21 protein-coding genes and 1 tRNA gene are annotated in these 22,187 nt (G+C 50.2%); 9 read left to right on the top strand and 13 right to left on the bottom strand.

The genetic code is table 11. The features are described 5' to 3' along the window. The first annotated feature begins 11 nt into the window (after window positions 1–11). The 3 genes from IM638_13885 to IM638_13895 all read left to right on the top strand — a co-directional run bounded on the left by IM638_13885 (window position 12) and on the right by IM638_13895 (window position 3,121). Window positions 12–983, top strand: coding sequence for a DUF4465 domain-containing protein (locus tag IM638_13885; protein MCA6364123.1), 972 nt, complete (start codon window positions 12–14; stop codon window positions 981–983). Window positions 984–1,073: 90 nt separating this feature from the next. Further along, window positions 1,074–2,108, top strand: coding sequence for a hypothetical protein (locus tag IM638_13890; GenBank protein MCA6364124.1), 1,035 nt, complete (start codon window positions 1,074–1,076; stop codon window positions 2,106–2,108). Then, complete coding sequence (locus IM638_13895; GenBank protein MCA6364125.1) at window positions 2,108–3,121, top strand: T9SS type A sorting domain-containing protein; 1,014 nt, start codon at window positions 2,108–2,110, stop codon at window positions 3,119–3,121. The genes IM638_13890 and IM638_13895 overlap by 1 nt, the downstream gene beginning before the upstream one ends. Window positions 3,122–3,140: 19 nt before the next feature. On the opposite strand, the gene IM638_13900 is transcribed toward IM638_13895, so the two are convergent. The 7 genes from IM638_13900 to cadA form a co-directional block, all read right to left on the bottom strand. Beyond that, window positions 3,141–4,706 (bottom strand): T9SS type A sorting domain-containing protein, encoded by a 1,566-nt coding sequence (locus IM638_13900; GenBank protein ID MCA6364126.1) that lies wholly within the window; start codon window positions 4,704–4,706, stop codon window positions 3,141–3,143. A gap of 43 nt (window positions 4,707–4,749) precedes the next feature. Further along, window positions 4,750–5,328, bottom strand: a complete 579-nt coding sequence (locus IM638_13905; GenBank protein ID MCA6364127.1) for a hypothetical protein — start codon at window positions 5,326–5,328, stop codon at window positions 4,750–4,752. A gap of 238 nt (window positions 5,329–5,566) precedes the next feature. Next, complete coding sequence (locus IM638_13910) at window positions 5,567–6,127, bottom strand: hypothetical protein (GenBank protein MCA6364128.1); 561 nt, start codon at window positions 6,125–6,127, stop codon at window positions 5,567–5,569. Window positions 6,128–6,143: 16 nt separating this feature from the next. Further along, window positions 6,144–7,418, bottom strand: a complete 1,275-nt coding sequence (locus IM638_13915; GenBank protein ID MCA6364129.1) for a hypothetical protein — start codon at window positions 7,416–7,418, stop codon at window positions 6,144–6,146. Next, complete coding sequence (locus IM638_13920) at window positions 7,415–9,109, bottom strand: hypothetical protein (GenBank protein ID MCA6364130.1); 1,695 nt, start codon at window positions 9,107–9,109, stop codon at window positions 7,415–7,417. The genes IM638_13915 and IM638_13920 overlap by 4 nt, the downstream gene beginning before the upstream one ends. Further along, window positions 9,078–10,253 (bottom strand): glycosyltransferase, encoded by a 1,176-nt coding sequence (locus IM638_13925; protein ID MCA6364131.1) that lies wholly within the window; start codon window positions 10,251–10,253, stop codon window positions 9,078–9,080. Before IM638_13925 ends, IM638_13920 begins: the two co-directional genes overlap by 32 nt. Window positions 10,254–10,259: 6 nt before the next feature. Continuing rightward, the gene (gene cadA / locus IM638_13930; protein ID MCA6364132.1) at window positions 10,260–12,407 is read right to left on the bottom strand and encodes a cadmium-translocating P-type ATPase; all 2,148 of its coding nucleotides are present in this window, start codon (window positions 12,405–12,407) and stop codon (window positions 10,260–10,262) included. 95 nt (window positions 12,408–12,502) lie between these two features. On the opposite strand from cadA, the gene IM638_13935 reads away from it, so the two are divergent. Then, window positions 12,503–12,579: transfer RNA gene (locus IM638_13935), tRNA-His, on the top strand. 286 nt (window positions 12,580–12,865) lie between these two features. On the opposite strand, the gene IM638_13940 is transcribed toward IM638_13935, so the two are convergent. Together IM638_13940 and IM638_13945 are read right to left on the bottom strand one after the other, a co-directional pair. After that, the gene (locus tag IM638_13940; protein ID MCA6364133.1) at window positions 12,866–13,174 is read right to left on the bottom strand and encodes a hypothetical protein; all 309 of its coding nucleotides are present in this window, start codon (window positions 13,172–13,174) and stop codon (window positions 12,866–12,868) included. Between the two features lie 217 nt (window positions 13,175–13,391). Then, window positions 13,392–13,817 carry a hypothetical protein gene (locus IM638_13945; protein ID MCA6364134.1) on the bottom strand — a complete coding sequence of 142 codons (426 nt, stop codon included), beginning with the start codon at window positions 13,815–13,817 and terminating at the stop codon, window positions 13,392–13,394. Between the two features lie 167 nt (window positions 13,818–13,984). Between IM638_13945 and IM638_13950 the strand changes: the two genes are divergently transcribed. From IM638_13950 to IM638_13960, 3 genes are all read left to right on the top strand, one after another. Then, window positions 13,985–15,520, top strand: coding sequence for a hypothetical protein (locus IM638_13950; GenBank protein MCA6364135.1), 1,536 nt, complete (start codon window positions 13,985–13,987; stop codon window positions 15,518–15,520). An 80-nt stretch (window positions 15,521–15,600) separates the two neighbouring features. Beyond that, window positions 15,601–16,197: a hypothetical protein gene (locus tag IM638_13955; protein MCA6364136.1), complete on the top strand. Its 597-nt coding sequence runs from the start codon at window positions 15,601–15,603 to the stop codon at window positions 16,195–16,197. Between the two features lie 3 nt (window positions 16,198–16,200). After that, on the top strand, window positions 16,201–16,653 hold the full coding sequence (locus IM638_13960; protein ID MCA6364137.1) for a hypothetical protein: 453 nt from the start codon (window positions 16,201–16,203) through the stop codon (window positions 16,651–16,653). A gap of 13 nt (window positions 16,654–16,666) precedes the next feature. Here the strand turns inward: IM638_13960 and IM638_13965 are convergent, their stop codons facing one another. Next, window positions 16,667–16,852: a hypothetical protein gene (locus IM638_13965; GenBank protein ID MCA6364138.1), complete on the bottom strand. Its 186-nt coding sequence runs from the start codon at window positions 16,850–16,852 to the stop codon at window positions 16,667–16,669. A gap of 458 nt (window positions 16,853–17,310) precedes the next feature. On the opposite strand from IM638_13965, the gene IM638_13970 reads away from it, so the two are divergent. Next, window positions 17,311–18,729: a sensor histidine kinase gene (locus tag IM638_13970; GenBank protein MCA6364139.1), complete on the top strand. Its 1,419-nt coding sequence runs from the start codon at window positions 17,311–17,313 to the stop codon at window positions 18,727–18,729. Next, a complete protein-coding gene (locus IM638_13975; GenBank protein MCA6364140.1) occupies window positions 18,722–19,375 on the top strand; it encodes a response regulator transcription factor in 654 nt (217 codons plus the stop codon). Before IM638_13970 ends, IM638_13975 begins: the two co-directional genes overlap by 8 nt. A gap of 60 nt (window positions 19,376–19,435) precedes the next feature. Here the strand turns inward: IM638_13975 and IM638_13980 are convergent, their stop codons facing one another. From IM638_13980 to arfB, 3 genes are all read right to left on the bottom strand, one after another. Continuing rightward, window positions 19,436–21,127: a hypothetical protein gene (locus IM638_13980; protein MCA6364141.1), complete on the bottom strand. Its 1,692-nt coding sequence runs from the start codon at window positions 21,125–21,127 to the stop codon at window positions 19,436–19,438. A 35-nt stretch (window positions 21,128–21,162) separates the two neighbouring features. Continuing rightward, window positions 21,163–21,555, bottom strand: coding sequence for a phage tail protein (locus IM638_13985; GenBank protein MCA6364142.1), 393 nt, complete (start codon window positions 21,553–21,555; stop codon window positions 21,163–21,165). Between the two features lie 197 nt (window positions 21,556–21,752). After that, window positions 21,753–22,157, bottom strand: a complete 405-nt coding sequence (gene arfB / locus IM638_13990) for an aminoacyl-tRNA hydrolase (GenBank protein ID MCA6364143.1) — start codon at window positions 22,155–22,157, stop codon at window positions 21,753–21,755. Window positions 22,158–22,187 lie beyond the last annotated feature (30 nt).

Consider the following 22,187-nt stretch of genomic DNA (forward strand, 5'->3'; position numbering starts at 1 on the left):
CAATACAACGTATGAAACAAATTATTACGCTCATTGCTTTGTCCTTCACCACGGCACTCGCCGCACAAACCATTTCCACAGCCGAAAATGTAGTACTTGCCTCAGAATCGTATTGGAATGGCAGCGACCAGAGCGGCGGGGTCGCTTCGGGCAATGCTTTTTTTCCAAACGCCTATGACACCTCATTTGGCGGATACTGGGCCAGCGGCTGGGCCGTATCAAACCGTACCGACAGCGCAGTGGTGGCCAGCAGCGTTGCTCAGCTTTACACCGCATCGGCCGGTAGCGGTTACCAGTCGGCAAACTACTTTGTGGGTACAAACTACAGCATCATCCGCCTCACAGGCAATGCGGCAGGTGGGATAGTAAACGGTATGTATGTGAATACTTCGGCCTATGCTTACAACAGCATGACCTTTGGCGATTTCTTCGGCAAGCAGTTCGGTGGTGCATCAGGCAACGATCCCGACTGGTTTAAAATGGTGGTACGCAAATACCTCAACGGGCAGTTATCAATTAACGACAGCGTGGAGTTTTACTTTGCCGATTTCCGTTTTGCCAACAACGCACAGGACTATATTGTGCGCAACTGGACCTGGCTCGACCTTACCACACTTGGCAATTGCGACAGTCTGGAAATCACGCTCAACTCGAGCGACGTAGGTTCGGCCGGAATGAATACGCCTGCTTACTACTGCATCGACAATTTCACCACAGCCGATTCGCCGCTGGGCATTACACAAACCGAAGCATCGCCTGTGCATACGTGGCCTAATCCGTTTACGTCCTCGCTCGTAATTTCGCGCACTCAAACTATTCCCGCCCAGCTTGAAATTACGGATGCTTCGGGCCGTGTGGTATTTACCGAAACGCTTGCAGCTGCTCAGGAGCAGGTTGATCTTTCGTTCCTCGCGCCGGGTATGTATGTGCTCAGCATCCGCGAAGGCAGCACAAGCACGGTGAAGCAACTCATCAAAAACTAGTTTTCTCTTGCAGGGGAAAACAGGAGCAAAAAAGCCGGAGTGTCGTTATAGATACTCCGGCCCTTGCTCCCGAATACGTAACTTTATCCGATGAATAAACTACTGCTTTTGTTTGGTGCATTGCTGCTGCTGTTTACGGCCTGTAAACAGGATCCGCTTCCCGAACCGCAACCGGTGCCCGTTTCGGGAATACAGCCGGGGCAGGGTGTGTTTATTACCTGCGAAGGAAATTTTATGTTCGGAAATTCGTCGGTGCATTACTGGAAAACCGGCGACACCACCTGCAGCGGCGATCTTTTTCAGGCCGCAAACAATCGTCTGCTCGGCGATGTGTGCCAGAGTATTACCGTAATTGGTAATCGCGGTTATGTAGTGGTGAATAATTCGGGAAAGGTGGAAGTGGTGGAGATGGATGATTTTAAAAGTATAGCCACCATAAACGGATTTACTTCACCGCGTTATCTGCTTCCGGTCAGCACAACAAAAGCGTATGTGAGCGATTTATATGCCAACCAAATTGCAGTGGTTGATCTGGCGGGGAATCAGCTTTCGGGTTCAATTCCGCTTCCGGGTAAAACCGGTAAAATGCTTTTGCACAACGGTGAAGTATTTGTAACCAATTCGGCAAACAACAAGCTCTATGTAATTAATGCACAAACCGATGTGGTTACCGACAGTATTTTGCTGGCCGATGGCGCCGGAAGTATTGTGCAGGATGCTGCCGGAAAACTCTGGGTGCTTTGCAGCGGAAACTGGCAGGGTACTTCGTCAGGCATGCTGGCACGCATTAATCCGGCTACACATCAGGTTGAACAAAGCTGGAGTTTGCCACCTTCGTCGGGTGCAAAGGAGTTGTGTGTGAATGCGCAGGGCACAACGCTTTACTTTTTGCAAAACGGCGTAAGAGCCATGCTCATCACCGATCAGCAATTGCCTGCACAGGCATTTATTGCGCAGGGACAGCGCAACTATTACGCGCTGGCCAGCCTGCCCAACGGCGAGCTCATGGTAAGCGATGCGGTTGATTTTGTGCAGCGAAGCTATATTTACCGCTACTCGGCTTCCGGCGCCGAATTGCAGCATGTGCGGGCAGGCATTAATGCCGGAACAATACACTACTATTAATGAAAAGCATGCTCCGTCTGTTTCTTGTTCCGGCCCTGCTTTGTACCATGCAGCTGTACGCGCAGTTTGCCCCGCCCGCCGGCGTGCCCGGAACCACAGCCATGTACAAAGACAGCAGCGCCTTTGTGGCATGGGCTACAGGCTGCACCGTGCAGCGCGGGCCAATGGATATTTCAAACACGGCACTCGGTACCGCCAGTGCAGGCGACAGCAGCATGGCGCTCGGCCTGTCGGGCAGCAATGCCTTTGTAAGCCTTGGCGACGGCGGCTCGGCCACACTTACATTTGATAACCCTGTTTACAATGGCCCCGGCTGGGATTTTGCCGTGTTCGAAAATTCGTTCGACGGACAGTTTCTCGAACTGGCGTTTGTGGAAGTAAGCTCCGACGGTGTAAACTTTGTGCGTTTTCCCGCCACCTCCAACACGCAGGACACCGTTCAAAAAGGCCCGTTTGATTTGCTCGATGCCACAAAGCTCAACAACCTTGCCGGCAAGTATATTGCCTTTTACGGCACACCGTTCGATCTTTCCGAACTTACCGGCAGCCCGGGCATTGATCTCAACGCAATACGCTATGTGCGTGTGGTGGACGCAGTAGGCTCCGTTCTGCCGCAATATGCTTCCTACGACATAAACGGAAATGCGGTGAATGATCCGTGGGCCACACCGTTTGCCTCATGCGGGTTTGATCTTGAAGCGGTGGGCGTTATTCACCAGCTCACCGGCATCAGCAGTTTACAGGCAGTAGTATCTTCGATTACGATTTTTCCGCAGCCGGTCTCCGGCAGCGAGGTACAGCTCAGCTACACACTCACCGAAACCGCCAATGTAGCGGTGCAAATTATCGACGCTGCAGGCAAAATAGTTGCACAACATTCGCAGGGCGAACAACAGCCGGGCAATTATTTATTGCCATTGACTGTTGCAGACAGAAGCCGGGCTTTGTATTTTATCCGCCTGCAGGCCGGCAACAGTGTGCGCAGCGTACCGCTTGTGTTTTATACACATTAAACGTATTCAACTTAGCCGATCAGTATTTGATAAGCGGAATGGTTTGCCGGCCGGAGCTGCCTGTGCAGTGCAGCAGGTAATAGCCCGGAGGCAATGCGGTAATATCCAGTGTCACCCTGTTCATGCCGGCATTCAGGCTATTTTGCTGCGGGGCAAGCACCGGTTTTCCGGTCACATCGTAAACGGTAATCAGCACAGGTTCGTGTTCAGTAAGCGAAACATTCACCGCTATTTCGTCGGAAGCCGGGTTTGGGAAAACGCTTACCTGTAAAGACTGCAGAGGTGTTTCGGCTGTACCGGCCACTACGTTCATCAGGCGCATGTATTCGCCAATAGTTGGAATATCGGTGTAGCGGCCGTTTATCATCATTTGCTGCGTGTGGCGGCCGAGATAATCGCTCAGGCTGTCGGCAGTGGCATTGGTAAAAAATCCGGGCGGGAGATCATTGGCTGCAATCAGCCAGCGGAAGCCTGTGGCTGATTCGCAGGTGTGGCTGTAAATGTTCAGGTTTATTACTGCGCTTCTGATGAGTTGCGAAATGGTCTGGTATTTCGGATGATTTTGCGGCGTACTCTTCAGCAGGGGAATGGTGTTGTAAATCATCAGCGCATGATACACCGAGCGTGCGTTGTGGCCGTCTATCCAGCGGCCGTTGGGCAGCTGGCCGGGCTGCATGGCATATTCGAGATTTTTTATGGCGCGGTTGTGGTAGCTGGTATCGCCTGTGAGCTGCCAGGCACGGGTGAGGCCGAGTATGGAAAAACTGTTGTAGTTGAAGTTGGTGTTGAATGTGGTGCTGCGCAGGTATTGTGCAATTCGTATAACTACGGTAATGTATGATGTATCGCCGGTATGCTGATAGCCTTCGTAAAATGCGTTGGCAATCTGGCCGGCATCAAATTTAAATTCGCCGGTGCCGGAGTCGTCAATAATCCAGCCGTTTTGCAGCACGTTTACCGAGTCGCTGCCCAGTGCGTTGAGGTAGTTTTGAATGATGGGCGAAAAAACCGGATCGTTGTAAGGGCGCAAATCAGGAAAAGGAAATGCACCGCTGGGAAGCTGCATGGTTTTGAGGCTGTCGAGTGCGCGTTTGCCCCAGTTGAAATAGGCCGTGCTGCGCTGCTGATCGGCTTCGTGAAACGAAATTTTTAACAGCCCCGCAGCAATTTCCGCTCCCGCCCGCAGCGGCACCGAATGCGGCTGGTAGGCCGGGGGCAACATACCTTTACCTAATTTCCACAAATCTACATACGCCAGGCTGTCCTGCGCAATCAGATAACGCTCGGCCAGCAGTGCATCATTGTAGCTGGCCCACTGGGTATTTGCCGTGAGCTGAAAATAACTTTCCGCCGATTCAGGAATGCCTGCCTGATTGCCAAGCACGTTTAGAATTTGCGCACAACGCATCTGTATATCGGCAAGATCTTCGTGTTTCAGCGCCGTATCAAGCAGCACAGCAAACGAATCGAGCGTAAGTTGCTGCTGAGGGCTTAGCTGCTGCGAAGCGCCGCAGGGTTGCGCGCGAAGCAGTGTGCCGTAAAGCAGTATTGCAGCACAAAAAAGCAGGGTCAGGCTCTTTTTCATTGAATGAATTTAACAAAAAATCCTGACCCTGCTTTATCGTAATTTACTTTGGTTCCTGCTCGCTGCTTTTCTTGCGCTGCCCCGGCCTGAATACAATGCCCATTTGCAGGCGCGGCGAAGCCGCATTAAATCCAGCGCCATTGGCTGATGTACTAATTACATCATACTTTGCCTGCACGCCCCACGAATCATTCAGCCAGCCAATCATACCAATACCCGCTGCGCCGCCATGTGTATTTTGTGTATAGCCTGATCCGTATATTTCCCTCCCGCCACTCATAAATCCATAATTGGCATAAATAAACGGCTGCAGGCGTGTTGATTTTACCGGCAGCCAGTAACGCACCTCCGGCGATATTTTATAGGTCCACTGCCTGTCGTATAGTCCGAATTTGCCCATCCCCGCCATACCAATCAGTCCCACCGAAAACCGTTCCGAAAACCGCCATTGATACTCGGTCTGAACAGCCACATACAGCAGCCGCGACGGGGCATCAAACGCATTGCGGATGCTGCCCGCAGCACTTCCGGTAATGATATGATCGGTTGTTTTTACACGTTGTGCATGTAATGATGTGGTGGTAATAAGCACACCGGTGGTAAGTATATACAGGAGTTTCATTTTATGTTGTTTTCACAGAAGGCGTAAAAAAACATAAATGGTTGTGTGGGGATGTTGCGAAGATTTGTTAAATAATTACAGAGAATCACTTTTCAAAAATAATAACCTGTAGTTGAGTATATCATGTATTCGAATGCAGGCCGGGAAAATGAGCCGAAACAAAGCCAAAGGATGAATTTTAAACAGACTCTAAGTTAATTATCAATAATTTTAAATGTATGTCCGCACGTTTCAGTGCTTACTTTTTTACAATACCGCTTTTGATAAATGCTTCAACTTCTTCTTCGTCTTTTGTATAAAATAATGGCGGGCATACCGGTTTAAGCGCCGGATTCAGAATACCATATACAGGTTGCCCATTCGTATTAAACAGCTTGATTTGAAGTACTGCATTTCTTTTTCCTTCAGTAGTGATCCGATAAGTTTTACCCTGAATTATTTCAGTTTGGGTGGTGTCTTTCAATTGCTTCTTATCATCAACCGGCAACCACGCAATTACATAATTTTTCTGAATAAATTCAGGATTCCCGAAACGGTCAAGCACATCCCATTCCATACCGGGTAAAGCCATGCAGCAATAGCCGGAAAAGATGACCAGTATATTCAAGTTCCGTTTTTGGGCACACACTGCCGCACTGTCAAGTTCGGTAAATGCATAGTAGGTGTATTGGCCTTCGTTTGCTTTAAATGGCCATGTGCAGCAGCAGGTGGCTGTTGTTTTTTTGTCGCCGCAGGAAATCAGTAGTGCAATACCGCTTATCGCGGCCACTTGTTTCAGTGCTTGTGCGAGATGCTTCATGGCCTGGAGATAAAAATCAGCCTTTAATTTTTCTAAGCACCGCTTTTATTTCCCTCACATCTTCGCGCTGCGGCAATAAATTCTTCCATTCGCCCTTTACCTTGCTTCCGGCCATAAACATGCCGAAAATGAGCAGCGAGAGTCCGCCATACGCCATTGAAGCCGACCAGCCCGCGCCCTGTACTTCAAAGGCATTTATCAACGGGCCGCTGCTCAGCAGGGCAATGCCCAGCCCGGCGCATCCGGCTATGAAGTTGCGGTAATGCCTGCCTGTGCCCGAAAAATAATGCGCATACACCGTACCGAAACTCATGGCTGCAATGCCAGGCAGCAGCGACAAAAACGCACCCCTCACAGGCGAAAAATCCTTACCCAGCAGCCACGTATAAAATGCATCGGGAAGCAGGGCAAATACCAGCAGTGCGGGTAATGTAATCAGCAAACTCAGCTTGCTAAGCCGCAGCGTATTGCGCCGCACCTCGGGCGAATCGCTGGCGTTGGCCGCGCGCGCCATGAGTATGGAAGCAATGCTGGCACTGAACAGCAAAATAGCCTCGCCCAGCGATAGCGCCGTTGAATAAATGCCCACCGCAGCATCGTCTGTGCGGCTCAGCTTTTCAAGCCGGAAATAATTTTCGCGTATCGAAAGCTGATGCGTAAGTGTGGCGGCCTGCGTGAAAAATCCGTTGATAAACATCACCCACAGCAGCGGACGTGTTTCCTGCCGCGTAACTACATGTTTGTGTTTGAGCACAAGCACCGCAGCCACCACAGCCACCACACCCCAGCTTGCATAGCTGCCAATTACAAACGCCATGGCACTGCGCACATTTACCGCATACAGACTAAATACCACGCCTCCAATGAGCAGTGCGCCCTGCAGCAGCAGCAGAATATTATACTGACGCACCCGTTCCTGCCCAAGCAAAATATTCTGAAACACTGCGCTGAGCGATACCAGCAGGCCAATGCCCAGCACATCGCGCCCGAATTCCTGCGGAATCTGATTGAAATACAACAGCACACTACCCACAGCCAGCGCACTGAACACCGCCCAGCCCGTAGCCGTGGCCACCAGCATACGCAGCGGCGAACGCGGCACCAGATACACCACAGAAGGGCCTCCGGCCAGATCGCTGATGAGGTGAATGAGCTGTACGCCCAGCTGTATCAGGCTTATTTTGCCACGCACATCGGCGCCAAGTTCGTGCGTGGTGCAAAGCAGCACAATGAAATTGGCTGTAGCCACCGCCATGCGGGCCGAAAAGGTGACAAGGATATTGCGGATCATCGGGCGAAAACGCGGGTGAGTTTACGTTTCAGCACACGACGGAACTGCGTGGCGTTAAATACAAACCGCTTGGCATCAATAAGCGTTTCACCGGCGTTGAGTACCGAAAGTGTGTGCAGACCTTTGTTGCATGTCCAGCCTGACTGCGGGGAAATGGTTCGCACAGGTTTCTCTTCAAATTCGGTAGTGCTTAATAAAGCAACCTCGTTTAGTATTACGGCCGAACCATAGTCGGCGGCGCAATCCTGTGCGGGGCGGTAGAGTTTGCCGTTGTGTACAAACGGTGTACCGCCCGGGCGCGACGAACGCACATCGGTTTTTACCGGATTGGCCGCGTGCGGCTCAAAGGTGCTGTCGCTGTTTTCGGCGCAGAAAATGTGCAGACTGGTGTTTGAGCCTTCTTCTTCAACCGTGCAGAAGAGCCAGAACCGGCCTGCATATTCAACCACCGTGCTGTCCACCGCCGAAACGCCGTGCAGCAAATGCATCACTGTTTTTTCGGGATTGTTGGCGTAGCGCAGCGATACGTTGTAGTTTTCGTGCGATTCGGGAAGGAGCATTTGTTCATCGCCTACTTTAAACAGGTAAGGGTAGGAGAGATGGTGTTCGCGTTCGAGCCAGCGCTCCGTGTTGCCGCTGCGTGTAAGGCGAGCAATTACGCCTTTACCTGTTTTGTAGCTGAAATGCTCGCACAGCAGCAGTTCGTTGCCTTGCTCATCCACACCGCCAAACGGGTCGGCAAAAAATTCGTCGTGTGCTTCGGGGGCAATCCAGTGTACGGGCTGTGTAATTCCGTTTTCGAGAATATCGGTAATCGATTGGGCAACGATACCGGTGTGCCAGATTTCGTGGCGGAAAAGTTCGGTGTAGTGGAATTGCAGTGCGGCAAAAAACTGTTGCATGCCCGCCAGTACAAAGCGCATGTTTACGGGGTAGCGCGTAATTTTTGCCGTGCTGCTAACCGGTGCGGCTTCTGCGCGGTGTGTAATGCCGTTGTGCAAATCGGTGAGTGCGTTGCGCATCCACGGAGTGGTGCCGTTGAGCAATTGATTAAGCTGTGCGCGGTATGATTTGCGGATGGTGCGGAAATAACCTTTGCGCAGCACCACGCCGCTGTCGAGCGTTTCGGTGAGGCGTTGCAGGATGGCGCCGGTTACGGGCACGCCGCGCACCATTTCCCAAAAGCCGGGAGGCCCGCCGCGAAACTGTTGTTCATCGCCGTGGTGATAGCTCCACACGCCGTAACGTGCGGCAGTGAGAATATCTCCGCGCAGAATGTTGAAGCCGAAACGCAGAATCACATCGGCATTGGCGGCGCGTATTTTCGCTATGGCTTCGTCGGAAAAATAGTCGGCGTGTTTGCCTTTGCGTGTGGCGGCTACTTTCATGCGCGGCAGCTTTTCAAGCTCATCGCTCATGTCAACCGGCTGCAACGCATCAATTTTTGCCAGCCGTGTGCGCTGATACACACGCCAGAAGAAATGCCGCCACGGATAGCTGAACGGTTTTTTGAGTGTGGCGCCTTGAATGTGTGAGGCGTTTTCGGCCACAAGCACAATTTCCGCAAAGGGCAGTTGCATTACTGCACGCAGTGTGGCAGCTTCCCAGGCGTCAAAGGTTAAACTGTTGCACAGCAGCACGAGCCGGAGTGGCTTTGCTTCATGAGCGGATGAGTTGGCTGTAGCGTTCATTCAGTTCGCGGCGCACGGCTTGTGTGCTGTAGGTGGCTACGGCGTGTTCGCGTATGGCGGCACGGTTGTAGCGGTGGTAATGCTTTTTCAGTTCGAGCACCGCACGGCGAAGTTCGTCTTCATTGCCCGGTTGTGCAAGTATTCCCTGCTGTTCGTTAACCATTTGCGGAATTCCGCCTGTGCGCGTGGCTATTACGGGCATTCCGCAGCTTTGTGCCTCGGCTATTACGCAGGGCATGCCTTCAAAATGACTGAACATGAGCAGGGCGTGGCTGTGCTGCATGGCTACGGCTACTTCGGCCGGTGTTTTCTGTCCTTCAAAAAATACATTTTCACCCAGCACACCCAAACCTGCGGCTGTTGTTTCGTGCAACGCACGTTCGGCACCCTCTCCAATAATCCGCAACCGTATTTTTTCATCGCGCAGCATACTCATCACGCGAAGCATTCCCGAAATATTTTTTTCTCTTTCGGTGAGTGAAGATACGTGAAGCAGTTCAAAAGGTTCTTCATGAACCAGTACCGGTGCGGGTTTAAAAAGTTCGGTATCGGTTACATTGTGCAGCATTGAATAGTTTCCCTGTAAACCATGTGCCTGCATGGCCTGCTGCATTTTTTCCGAAACGATGGTAATGTGTTTCGCGCGTTTTACAATGCGTTCGGTGTAAGTACGCATGAGCAGGCCGTTGTAGTTGCCGTCTTCGGGCATATAGCCCGACCAGTGTTCGGAAATAATGAGGGGCACGTTCAACTCGCGCAGCAGGGGCAGTGTGGCTACGGCGCCGCGCCAGATTACGTGCAGGTGCAGCAATCCGGGTGTGCCGTTGCGCATAATGGCTTCGGCCACGCCTGCACGAATGGCGTTTACGTAGCGGCGGCTTTTGCGGTATTTGCCCAGCAGGGGCAGCGAAGTGGTTTGCGGCGAGTAGGATACGCGTATCTCGGTAAGTGCGCCGTGCTGCTCCACACCGGTTACAATATTGTTTCCGGTAAGCGCCGCATCAGGGTAGGCAAATACTACTGAAACGCGGTAATCGAGTGCGGCGGTTTGTGCGTGGCGTTGAATGAAAATGCCCTGCACCGGTGCCGATATGTGCGGATACCAGCTTGCAATGTAAAGCAGATGCGGACGTGAATCATTCATACTGCTTTAAGTTAGCTTTTTTGTGCGAAGACGGATGGAGTTTCCGATTACAATTACATCTGAAAACGCCATAGACAGCGCGGCAATCATGGGCGAGAGCAGTCCGGCGGCGGCAAGCGGTATGGCAATTACGTTGTAGAAAAATGCCCAGAACAGGTTTTGCCTGATTGTGCGCAGGGTGTGGTGGCTGATGAGCAGTGTATCGCGCAGTTTGCGTAAATCGGCAGTGCCGGCCAGCAGCACCTGTGCCGATTGCAGGGCGGCCGGTGTGGCTTCGCCGTGGGCAATGCCTGCGTGGGCGCGGGCCAGTGCAGGGGCATCGTTTATGCCGTCGCCTACCATGGCAGTGGTGCCTTGTGCGGCAAAGCGGGCAATGTGGTTGAGTTTCTGATCGGGAAGCTGTGCGGCCAGCACTTCCTGTATGCCGATTGCAGCGGCTACTTCGTGGCATTTTTCGGCGCGGTCGCCGCTGAGCAGCACGGTGTGTATGCCGCGGCTGTGTATAAAGTCAATCAGTTCTTTCATGCCGGGCCGCACTTCATCGCGCAGGTCGGCGGTGGCCACGGGCAGGCCGTTGCAGAGCAGGTAAATATCGTGCTGCCCGGCGTTGTGGTTTTCGGGCAGCAGCCGCCACGAGCCTGCGGCCCAAAGGTTGCCCAGTGCATCGCGTCCTTCAATGCCGGTGCCTGCAATTTCGCGGAGTCCGGTGAGTGCTGCGGCCTGCACATTGCCCTGCTTTGTGAGCAACGCCACCACCGACTTAGCCAGCGGGTGTGCCGATTGCTGTTCGAGGCCGAGCAGGATGCGTTGAAGTTGCACCGCATTGTGGCCGGGCATTGGGGTAAGCGTTATTTCGCTGAACACGCCCGTGGTGAGCGTGCCCGTTTTGTCGAACACGATGGTGCGCACGTTGGCCAGCGTTTCCAGTGTGCGTCCGCCGCGAAGCAGAATTCCGCTGCGTGCTGCGCGTCCGGCCCCCACCATAACGGCTGTGGGTGTGGCCAGCCCCATGGCACAGGGGCAGGAAATGACCAGTACGGCAATACTGCGCAGCAGAGCTTCTCGCAGGCCGGTGTCGATGAGCCAGAGGTTTACGGCCAGCGTAATAAGTGCAATGAGCACAACGGCGGGCACGAATACGGCACTTATTTTATCGGCCAGCTGCTGCACGGGCGGTTTTTCCTGCTGGGCCTGTTTTACGAGGTCGATGATTTTTGCCAGCAGGGTGTTTTTGCCGGTGCGTATTACGCGTGCGCGCAGGGGGCCTTGCAGCAGAATGGTACCTCCGGTGAGGCTGTCGCCGGGCTGTTTGTTTACGGGAATGGCCTCGCCGGTCATCATGGCTTCGTTGGCGGCTCCGCTGCCTTCGGTAACGGTGGCATCGGCCGGCACGGCATCGCCGGTGTTGAGCTGGAGCAGGTCGCCCACGCGCAGGCTGGCGGCGGGTACTTCTTCAATGTGTTCGTGGTTGCCGTGACTGGTAATGCGGCGTGCAGTGGAAGGCTGCAGGGCGGCCAGTTCGTCTATGGCGGTGGTGGTGCGCTTTACAGCCCGGTGTTCGAATACGTTGCCCAGCAGCACAAGGGTAATGATGGTGGCTGTGGTTTCGAAAAACAGGTAATTGTGTACTTCGTGGGCATTGGCCGCCGTAAACCAGCCAAAAAGGCTGTAGCCAAAGGCAGCGGTAGAGCCAAGCAGAATAAGCACATCCATATTGGCCACGCCCGATCGTACCGAACCCCAGGCACTTCGCGCAAAATGAAAACCGCCCACAGCCAGCACCGGCAGGCAAAGCGCCAGCTGCACCCAGGGCTGGTTTATCCACGCGCCGTGCCCGAACAGCATGTGTCCGAAGAAGAGCGGCACGGTAAACACAAGGCAAAACCAGAATTTCTGCTCTGTAGTGAGGCGCAGCGGCTGTTTTTGGTCGGCAGCCGCAGGCTCCACCACGCGGTAGCCCAGCGAGGTAATGTCGCTCACCACCTGTTGCCGGGTGGTTTCGGGCGCCAGTTCCAGAGTAGCTTCGCCCGTGGCAAAATTCACCTGAACCTGCTGATGCCCGCCCTTTGTGAGTTTCCGGGTAATGCCCAGTGCACAGTTGGCGCAGTCCATCCCCTCAATTTTCAGCTCAATATGTCGTTCATCCGTGCTCATCTCCACAAATTTACATTTTTCATGGCCTTGTTTGTTTGGAGAATACAAGTGAAGCGTTATCTTTGCACCCGTTCTGCTGAAAAGCAGTTTACATGGTAGGTATAGCTCAGTTGGTTAGAGCACCAGATTGTGGTTCTGGGGGTCGTCGGTTCGAGCCCGATTATCTACCCCAAAAAGCAGCCTTTTCCGGCTGCTTTTTTCGTTTTCTTCAAAAATCCCCGCAACTGCGCGATGCATCGCGCAGTTGCGCGAATCCAAAAGGGAAAATGCCTCCGGCATTTTCTACAGTCACAATCAGTACAGGGAGTTTCCGGGCACAATCCCTCTCGCGCGAAGCGCGAACCAAAAATCCTCCAGCGTTTTTCCGGAAAAAAACTCCGCGTGCGAAGCACAAACAAAAAAAGAGGCTGTCTGTTACAACAACCTCTTCTCCTAAAAAAAGTGGCATTCCCTGAAGGTTAATCAACCTTCTTCAAACCCACTTTGCTTACATCGGCCGGTGAGCCGGTATTGGTAACCTGCATAAGCATAATGTTGTAAGTAACCGGTGCAGAGCCCGCATTGATTACCCAGATGTGCGGGCCTGAAGAATTCGCACTGCCGCCATTGTAGTACCCGTTTTCTACCTGCAACATACCCTGTGTGGTGGCAATTACTGTTCCCTGATAGAAATCGCCGGTATCAGCACCATACACACAGTATTTGAATGTGGTGTTGGCTGGAATGGTGACATTGGAAATTACAACGCCATAGTTTACGTTAGCCATGATAAATTGTATTTGAAGTTGTTCCTGCTCGTAGGCTTTTCGGATAACGCCTCTGTAAATCGCCTTGCAGAAAAGCTTGTTTTTTCCCGGCATTTCGGGAGTGGTACAGCTCCACGTTGATGCATCCTTGCTGAAAATAGCCGGCCACCCCGGCTGCAGAGCCGGATTTTAAGAAGTGAGTGACGTAACCGGAAGTGTTAAGCGGCGACGATAAATCTTATCGTTTGTCGTCTTCTGTAGGCACAGTTCCTACAAGAATTATTTCCATGATCTCTGTATTTGATGCTGTGCTTAGTAAAATGTGAACACTAAAATCTTTTAGTGAATTACCCTGTGATACGTACATAAACCGATTGCCAGGCTCTGGCCCCTTTTTCCATTTACTATCACTTCGTAATTTTACTTTACCATCCTGATCGAGAAACAGTGTGATGGGAGGGAGGGTATTTACGGTGAAGCTAAAATTAACTCCCGTATCTATACAGGGAACAGTTGTATTCTGATCCAGTGTTAAGGAAATATTCTGGCCGTATATAACTGAGGTAACAGCTCCTGTTTGCATAAGAAGTCCAACCTTGCTGAAGCTGGTAAGCATTCCGTTAAACTGTCCTGATGGTTTTGTGGGAAGGGTTGTGGTGCTCATGGTGTTGTTTTTTAGGAGTGAATTGTTTTTTGACAATATTAGAACAAGCCACTTGCCGCATCAAGCCAGTTTATTGGTTATAATATACAATCCGGGAATAATATTTTTGCCTGAATAGCTTTTATTTATTCTATTTTTTCTATATTAATATATATAATCTAATATTCATGAATATTGATAGTGAACTCAAAAAGCAGGTACAACTACTTACTCCGTCTGAGAAAAGATACGTGAGTCTGATAGGCAAGGCGCGTTCGGGTTCGGCGAGTCAGGTGTTGGATTTATTTCATTGGCTCAGTAAATCTGGCGGGGGAGATGAAGTGCCGTTGCCCTGGCGCAAAAATCTGCCCACGCTTTCTATGCGTCTGCGCGAACTTATTCTCGACTGTCTGCGTATGCTGAATAAAGAATCGGGTATTGATGCAATGCTGCGTGCCCGGTTAGATGAAGTAAGCATACTGTATGCGCGGAAGTTTTACAAGCCGGCGCGCAAACTGCTGAATAAAACAAAGAAGCAGGCGCTCATATCGAGCCGTTATGCTTGTTTGCTGCAATGTATTGAAATCGAGTTGTTGCTTGTGTTGCAGCTTCCGCCCAATCAGGTTATCGAAGCAATGTCGGCATTGAGGCAGGAGGAAAAAGAAATACTTGAAAAGCATCAGGCTCTGCGCGAACTTCGGTTCAGACACGATGCAATTCTTGCGCTGGCACAGCAGTACCCATTTTCGCGCGATCCGGCAATCACAGGGCAGGTGAGTGTTCTTGCCAATGCGCCGGTTGTAGCAGCTCATTTAAATGCCAGTGCCTATATCGAATCGGCTCTGGCGGTGAATATTCTGGGTATGCATGATGTGTTTTTGCGCAACCCCGAACAGACTATTGAACGCTACAGAAATTTACTGGCTGCATGGAAAAAGAATAAAACATGGCAGGCCGATCAGCCTGATTTGCTTATGCTGATTTGCAAATATTACCAGAATGCCTGCCTTTATTCTACCGTAAACCCCGACGAATTACATGCCGATCTGCTTTCGTTGCATGAAATAGATGCGTTACCTCCCGACAGGCTCCGTGCGTTTCGTGAAACTTTGTTTCATCATCGTTTCATTTTGTGTCTCAACACCGGTAAGCCGGAAGAGGCCATTGCCCTGATTCCTGAAATAGAAAGCTGGATGAAACAGCAGGCAGCCTATCTTACAGAGGTGCAGGTGCTGCCCTTTCTCTGCAACTTTGCGGTGGCCGAATTTATGGCTGAGCGGTTTCAGGCTGCGGGCAAACTCGTTAACCGCATTCTCCGTATTCATACACGCAAGGCCCGGATCGATATACGCGATTTTGCCATTGTGCTCAGGCCCGTTATTCAGTATGAACTTGGCAACCCTGATTTGAACGAATACCTCACACGCGCCGGCAAAAGACATTTCCGCAAAGCAGAGACAGAAAATAATTTCGAATTGCTCATACTCCGCCATATCGAACAGCTTTCTGAAACCACCAGCACTTCGGCAATACACAAAGTGCGGGAAAAATTTATTGCCGAACTCATCATGCAAAACAGAAAACAGTCTTCCACGGTGCCGCTTCTCGGATTCAACGAAGTGTATATGTGGACTGTGGCCCGGTTGCGCGGCGTACCGATAAAAACAGTGCTTCTCGACGAACTGAAAAAAGCCGGCGAGGAGCGGGCAAAAAAAGATGTGTGATGAGTTTCGGGAAATAATGCTTCAACCTACATTGAAAAAGAGAGGCGGGGACATTATCTTTATCACTCAATCTTTTTTCTATGTCTGTTTCTTCACCTGCTCAATACACTGCATTCTGGAACTGGTTTTCCTCCGTAAGCACACATTACTTCAACATAGAAAAAAGCACCCACGTACAACACGACCTTCACCAGCTTAAAGCAAAGCTCAGTGAGGTAAACAAATCGCTTACCTTTGAAATAGGCCCCGTGCGCGAAAACGGGAAGCGCGAACTGGTTATTTCGGCCGACGGTATCAAAAGCGTTTTTCCCATAGTTATCGACCTTGTGCATCTGGCTCCCGAACTGGCGCAATGGACAATCTTCGCCTTTCGCCAGCCCAAGAAAGAATTTACGGTACTTGAATATGGCCCGCTGAGGGTTTCTTACGATGATATTTACTTCCGCGCCACTCCCGAAGGTGATAAATTAGCCATCGAACTGCATATACGTAACTACAAAGAAGACGATATCTGGAACGGTGCCATGTTTATCCTGCTCGATAATGTAATTGGCGAGTATCAGACTGAGATGCGTTTGGGACATCTTTCGCGCATTAAACTACAGGAAGCAGAAATCAGTAATTTGCAGCCACTTTCGGCGTTGGCCGATGTGGCGGGGCCTGCACCGGTTTTGTAAGATATGAAAGCAACTCCGTTTTTCTTTTCGTTTGCATTCGTTTTTCTGCTGGGTATGTTGGGCGGGAAAGGAGGCGCGAATTTTCATTTGGCGGGCGAAAGTTGCTGTCCTGCTCAGTTCGATAGTGTTAGCGGGAAAAACGTATGTGCGTTTGTAGAGGCGATGCCCACATATCCGGGAGGTGAACTGGCGCTGTTGAATTTTTTTACTTCCCGATGCAGATTAACAGATACAAGCGATTTACAAACAACCTTTCATCTGGTCTTCGTGGTGGACAACACAGGAAAAGTACTTGGCGGAAGAATTGCCAAAAAGAAACCTGCAGAATATACGCCTTCCGAAAAAAGTATGTTAAAGGTGTTAGACTCAATGCCATTGTGGGAGCCGGGTTTGTGTAACAACAAGCCGGTAAATATTTTGCTCAGCATACCAATAAGAATTGTTTGGAAGAGATAACCTGTGTGCAAAACTACGCTACCCGTTCAATTTTCCACGCCAGTAAATAACTCTGCGCCGCTTCAAAGCGGTTAAATAAATGTTCGCTGCGGCTGCCAAAGGAAACGGCATAGCGGTCGGGGCCGGTGTGGATGCGTTGTGCGCTTATTTTAAGCATACGCGCTTCACGCACGATCTGGTGGGCTTCGTGAATGGTCATGTGACTGGAAGAATTAGAAACGGGTCAGCTTTTGCAAACTTACTATGTGCAGACCTGCGTTGTCAATACCGGTTTATTATGAGGTGCGGGAATATAATTGGAAATCGTCTTTATTAACCAATGCAGCAGGTAAAGTCTATACCTGTTTAACTGCAGTTTCCGTTGCGGTGTTTTATAATCCGGACTTTAAGCAGATTCGTATTTAAAACACGATATTATACCTGTAATCTGTTTTGTGACGCTTGCTATTTTTGAGCATGTGTCTTAAACCAGTTCGTTGGTGCTGTTGCCTGCTGCTGTTTATTTTTTTCTGTTCTGCAGTATTATCTGCCCAAGCCCCTGTACCCGATGCATACAAGAAGCATTACAGGCAGGCTCTTGCATACAGTGATGCTTCGTTGTTTGGCCCTGCAATCAATGAGATCAATGCTGCAATTTCTATTGCCGGTACTCTGAATTTGGAGAGACAGCGGTTTGAAGCGGGTATTGAGTTGGGCGAACTCTTCCGGAAAACAGGCGATTATGAGAAAGGCCTTGAGCAACTGCAATCACTCGGAAACGGCAATGCGTATCCCGAATTACAGGTACGACGCCTTGGCCGTATTGCCGCCATTTACGATGAATGGCATAATCCGAATTTACTTCATCGTGACGATTCTGTCTTTACTTATCTCGACAGTGCGCTGCATTTGTCGGGCAGGGTGCATCTTCCGGCAGAAGAAGCCAGTTTATACAATCAGCTTGGCTACCGCATGTATTCCGATGATCATGAAAAAGGACTGGCTTATTTGCTTCATGCCGCACAACTTTTCGAAAGCCTCCGGGATACACATAATTATGTCGGAGCAATGACCAATGTGCTGCGCTGCTACATGTCGCTGCAGGATAGTTTACATGCGGGTTTGATAATAAGCGAGTTGGTTCCGCTGATAAAAGACCGGAAATGGCATACTGCCGAGATTGAACTTTACCGTATTGCTGCAAGCTATGCCCTTAATTTCAGTAAAGATTCTGTAGCGGCACAACAGTGGTCGGCCATGGCCGACCGAAGCCACATTGCCAATCTGGAAGCGATCAACTCGGCTCAGGTGAACGCTTTCCGTACATTGTATGAAACGCGGCAGTTGCATGACCGTCTTTCCATGCAGCAACAGGCTCTCGATCGTGAATCGCGACGTACGCGTGATCTGATTTTGTTTTCCCTTTTGCTTACGACACTTATCGTTGTCGTGATTGCTTTGCTGTTGCGCGAACGCACGCTCCGCCGAAGACTCAAAAGTGTCAATCTCGATTTGCAGGTAAGTAATGAAAAATACAGGCTTCTGATGATTGAAAGCAATCACCGAATCAAGAACAACCTGCAAATGGTAATTTCCCTGCTGCATTATTCCAAAACCGAAATGCAGCATGATACATCTGCCGCTTTTCAGCGAATGGCTCAGAAAATACGCACTATCGGCGCGCTGCACGAACATCTTTCTGCCGATGAACACAACGAGTTTGTGGCGCTCGACAAATACTTCGTGGCTATAGCCGGACTTTATGCTGATATAGCCGCTGATTTTCCCGCTGTACGTTGTACTATTGAACCTGCACCAATACGCAGTGAACGCATTGTGTATTTTGGTTTAATTCTTAACGAAATGCTGGCCAATACAATCGAACACCGCACCGGGCAGACAGGTGACATTCAGGTTGAGGTAGTAAAACTGGGAGACAGATACCGTTTTGATTACCGCGATAATTCCGTACACAATCCGCTTACTGCCAAAGGCACCGGAAGCCGTCTGATTCGTGGTCTTGTCGATCGTATCGGCGGAACGGAATTCAATGTCAATCTGTCGAACGGTCATTATCAATTTTACTTTCATGGCTAAAATTGAACTGGTAATCATTGAAGACGAGTTCTTCGCAGCAAATCATCTTAGTGAATTGCTTGATACATTGGGCTATCGTGTGAAAGGAATTTTTTACAGCGGCGAGGACTTTCTGCATAAAACAGACTGGCGTTTTGATGCGGCAATCGTGGATATCTTTCTTGCCGATAAACTCAGTGGTCTCGATCTGGCGGAGGAATTACACGGGCGGCAAAAACCATTTATTTTTCTTACTGCCAATCAGGACGCCCAAACGCTGAAAGCGGCTGCACGGCTGGCTCCAAGAGCCTATATCACCAAACCATTCCGGCAAAGCGATGTGCAGGCCGCGCTGGAAATCATTGCACTCGGCCTTGTTCCCAAGTTGCAGGTAAAAGTACTGCGTGGCTTTGAAGATCTGCATCCCGCAGACATCCTTTTCATTCGCTCCGACGGCGTATATATCGAAATTGTGACACTCCGCGAAACACTTGTGCAGCGTAAGCTGCTTAAAGATATTGCGCATGAATTACCTGATTCATTTATTCGTGTACACCGCTCGTATATTGTTAATTCTGATTATATCGCGCAGCGATCCTCGGCAGCATTAATTGTACACGGACATGAAATTCCGGTATCGCGTAGTTTTCGGAATAATCTTCGTTAAGGTAAAACAAAACGTGCCCGCATGTTTGACGGGCACGTTTTAAAGCATCTTTTCAAAAAATCAGCTTGCCACTGGTGTCTGTGGACTTACATATTCATTAGGCAGCGGCGACTTGAGCGATGCCGGCTGTAAGAATCCGGCTTTATAAATTTGCGGAGCAGCCTGTACATTAATCGCATTAATACCATTGGTAAGCCTGCAGAGCGCAGCATTAGTGAGTATTGCCGGCCTGATTTCCTGTGCAGTATTGTCGTAGTTGCCCGACTGGTTTGTACACACGTAATCCTGAAAGCCGAGCGCCTGCGTGTAGGATGGTGCATAGAATGTGGTATCGGGTGTGGATACTACAGGCTGTGTGGGATCACTTACATCAAGCACACCGAATTGCAGCGCAAGCGCAAGGTTGAAAGCTCCCGCACCGTTGTTGATACATACAAGCTGAAACCCTGTAATTACGCTTATATGGTCCGGATTTTCATGTACCGGCGGAGTTACATAGCTGCCTTCAAACGTGCCTATATCATATATTGCAGGAGTATAAGTTGTTCCTCCCCAGTTCCACGGGTTATTATAAAAATCGAGTGAAGGATAAAGCCCGTTTGTACTGAGCTGCATGTTATCGTTTATGCTAACCACCGTGCCCTGTACAGCGAGGTACAGCCATTCGCCGAAATTGGGGCTGCCCTCCGGATTGAGGTTGGTTAAACCAAGTGAGCCGAAAAAGGAATTGGGATAATTCTGATTGCCCGCAATACTGATTTGATTTGAACAAAGGGCCCATGCATACTGATCGTATTCCGGAATGATGGAGTCAGTGGGATAGCTGGCAATGTGGCGGGTTACCTGATTGTAGTCGGTGCGTGTAGCCGGATCTACCGTGTAAGCAGACTGATTGTTGAAGGCCTGCTGGTTAATATTACCGGTAGAAAGTTCGTTAAACTCGCTTGCAAAGGTTCCCCACACGCTGGAAGTGTCGGAATAACTGCCGAAATTCGTTTGAATACCTTTAATCAGGCTGAGGTTATTGCTGTTTGAACCGGTAGAAGCGATGAGCAACAGCAGCGCCGTATCGTGCAGGTAAAGTGTCATTGATACCAGCGCGAAGGTATAGTCCATCAGCCGTATCATCGACTCGTACTGAGTTTCGTCTTTGAACGAACCGGAAAGACTGGTTACATTGTTGTTTTCCTTTGCAAGTAACACCATCGATGCCCAGGTTGATACAGCATCTGCGCCCAGCGTACCGGAACCACCGGCCGGTGTGGCGGTTGAAAAAATTCCGCTCAGACTGGATATCGATGGATTAGTGATTACCGACGAATTGATCAATTCGTCGAGCTGCTTCAATGCCGAAGGGCGAACAGTTCCGTTTGAATCCACACATCCCAGACACCAGTCGCTGAACTTAATTTGTTTTGCGCCGGCATCCACAGTTATCATGCCGTTGAACGTGCCGTTTTTGCTGGAAACCGAGCTAAGATCGCTGTGATAGGTTTTGAGCAGATCGTGTGTGTAATTCAGCGTACTGGCAATTCCCGACCATTCCTTGATCAGATTATTTTGTTGCATTGCTGCATAAATATTCTGCAAATCGGTAATTATGCTTTCGCCGATCGTGGTCAACAGATTTTCAAGTCCCTCTTTATTGCCGAGAATGCAACCTATGATATAGGAAACTTCATTATTCTGGTTGCTGTATAACCCTTTGAGTGCCCTGATCACACTGACGGCTTTGCTGAAATCGAATCCCATATGTATTGTTTTTTAGGTTAAGAATGCTGTACTGTTCAGCTAACTTTCATAATGTAGAACAGCGCATAAAAAGGAGGCCGGTTTTCATGCGGCATTCCACCACCGGTGCTCTCTGTGATGCCGGGAAGATTACTGCCTGTACCATTCATCGGAGAGAGATCTCCGCCTGATTTCCAGTCAATGTTAACCAGATTGAACTGCTGGTATTTGTGCGAGTGGGCCGGAATTTGATCGGTTGTAAGTGTTACGGTGTTTTGTCCGCCACTTGCTCCCAGATTGTAAGTTCTGCCTGCGCCAACAATAAACAGATCGCGAAGATCAGGTGTGCCGCTTGTACCATCGCAGTATTCCCATCCAATGGGAAGATGGTCAATATCGCCATAGAACATTACGATGCTGCCTACCGGAAGATTTGGATTTGGTGTCATAGGTTTTTTGTTTTAGTGATGACACGAAAGTAGCAGCCCGGTCAGGCAGCAGCAGGAAATTGTAGTAAACGACAGCTTTTTGTTGTGAGTGGAAAAAAAGGGCGTAGAAATACCTGTGTGCGTAATGGAGAAACAGGGAATTGGATTCCGGTGTTACCTCCATCCGGTCAGTACAACGTATGAAGGAGATAAGCAGGTTACATTTTCTCTCTGCGCAATGCCTTCACTTCCGAACGTTTGGCCTTATCTTCGCGGCGTTTAGCTTTTACGGCTTTGGGCACTTTGGTTTTAAGGCGCTTTTTTTCCGGTTTCAGTGCGGCTTCGAGCAGGCGGTAAAATTTTTTACCAATGCGCTCTTTGTTTTCGTGCTGCGAGCGGTCGCTGTCTTCGGTAATGCGCAGAATACCTTCGGTGGTGAGTTTGGAGGCGAGTTTTTCCTGCAGGCGGATTTTTTCTTCGTCGCTCAGCAGTTGCGAGGCGGGAATATCAAACGTAAGCTCCATGCGCGACGAGACTTTATTAACGTGCTGCCCGCCTTTACCGCCCGAACGGGTGGCGCGGAAAGTGCATTCGGTAAGCAGGTTGCGTTCGCGCAGTGTCATGCCGCAAAGGTAAGCAGCGCCGTCACGCAT

The sequence above is a fragment of the Bacteroidota bacterium genome (genome assembly GCA_020402865.1).
Lineage (GTDB): Bacteria > Bacteroidota > Bacteroidia > Palsa-965 > Palsa-965.

Coding starts and splice junctions, on each gene's coding strand:
- IM638_13950 (MCA6364135.1), top strand. CDS start 13,985: ATGAATATTGATAGTGAACTCAAAAAGCAGGTACAACTACTTACTCCG.
- IM638_13900 (MCA6364126.1), bottom strand. CDS start 4,706: ATGAAAAAGAGCCTGACCCTGCTTTTTTGTGCTGCAATACTGCTTTAC.
- IM638_13910 (MCA6364128.1), bottom strand. CDS start 6,127: ATGAAGCATCTCGCACAAGCACTGAAACAAGTGGCCGCGATAAGCGGT.
- IM638_13940 (MCA6364133.1), bottom strand. CDS start 13,174: ATGGCTAACGTAAACTATGGCGTTGTAATTTCCAATGTCACCATTCCA.
- IM638_13905 (MCA6364127.1), bottom strand. CDS start 5,328: ATGAAACTCCTGTATATACTTACCACCGGTGTGCTTATTACCACCACA.
- IM638_13925 (MCA6364131.1), bottom strand. CDS start 10,253: ATGAATGATTCACGTCCGCATCTGCTTTACATTGCAAGCTGGTATCCG.
- IM638_13985 (MCA6364142.1), bottom strand. CDS start 21,555: ATGACACCAAATCCAAATCTTCCGGTAGGCAGCATCGTAATGTTCTAT.
- IM638_13885 (MCA6364123.1), top strand. CDS start 12: ATGAAACAAATTATTACGCTCATTGCTTTGTCCTTCACCACGGCACTC.
- IM638_13965 (MCA6364138.1), bottom strand. CDS start 16,852: ATGACCATTCACGAAGCCCACCAGATCGTGCGTGAAGCGCGTATGCTT.
- arfB (MCA6364143.1), bottom strand. CDS start 22,157: ATGACACTGCGCGAACGCAACCTGCTTACCGAATGCACTTTCCGCGCC.
- IM638_13955 (MCA6364136.1), top strand. CDS start 15,601: ATGTCTGTTTCTTCACCTGCTCAATACACTGCATTCTGGAACTGGTTT.
- IM638_13960 (MCA6364137.1), top strand. CDS start 16,201: ATGAAAGCAACTCCGTTTTTCTTTTCGTTTGCATTCGTTTTTCTGCTG.
- cadA (MCA6364132.1), bottom strand. CDS start 12,407: ATGAGCACGGATGAACGACATATTGAGCTGAAAATTGAGGGGATGGAC.
- IM638_13945 (MCA6364134.1), bottom strand. CDS start 13,817: ATGAGCACCACAACCCTTCCCACAAAACCATCAGGACAGTTTAACGGA.
- IM638_13890 (MCA6364124.1), top strand. CDS start 1,074: ATGAATAAACTACTGCTTTTGTTTGGTGCATTGCTGCTGCTGTTTACG.
- IM638_13975 (MCA6364140.1), top strand. CDS start 18,722: ATGGCTAAAATTGAACTGGTAATCATTGAAGACGAGTTCTTCGCAGCA.
- IM638_13920 (MCA6364130.1), bottom strand. CDS start 9,109: ATGAACGCTACAGCCAACTCATCCGCTCATGAAGCAAAGCCACTCCGG.
- IM638_13980 (MCA6364141.1), bottom strand. CDS start 21,127: ATGGGATTCGATTTCAGCAAAGCCGTCAGTGTGATCAGGGCACTCAAA.
- IM638_13915 (MCA6364129.1), bottom strand. CDS start 7,418: ATGATCCGCAATATCCTTGTCACCTTTTCGGCCCGCATGGCGGTGGCT.
- IM638_13895 (MCA6364125.1), top strand. CDS start 2,108: ATGAAAAGCATGCTCCGTCTGTTTCTTGTTCCGGCCCTGCTTTGTACC.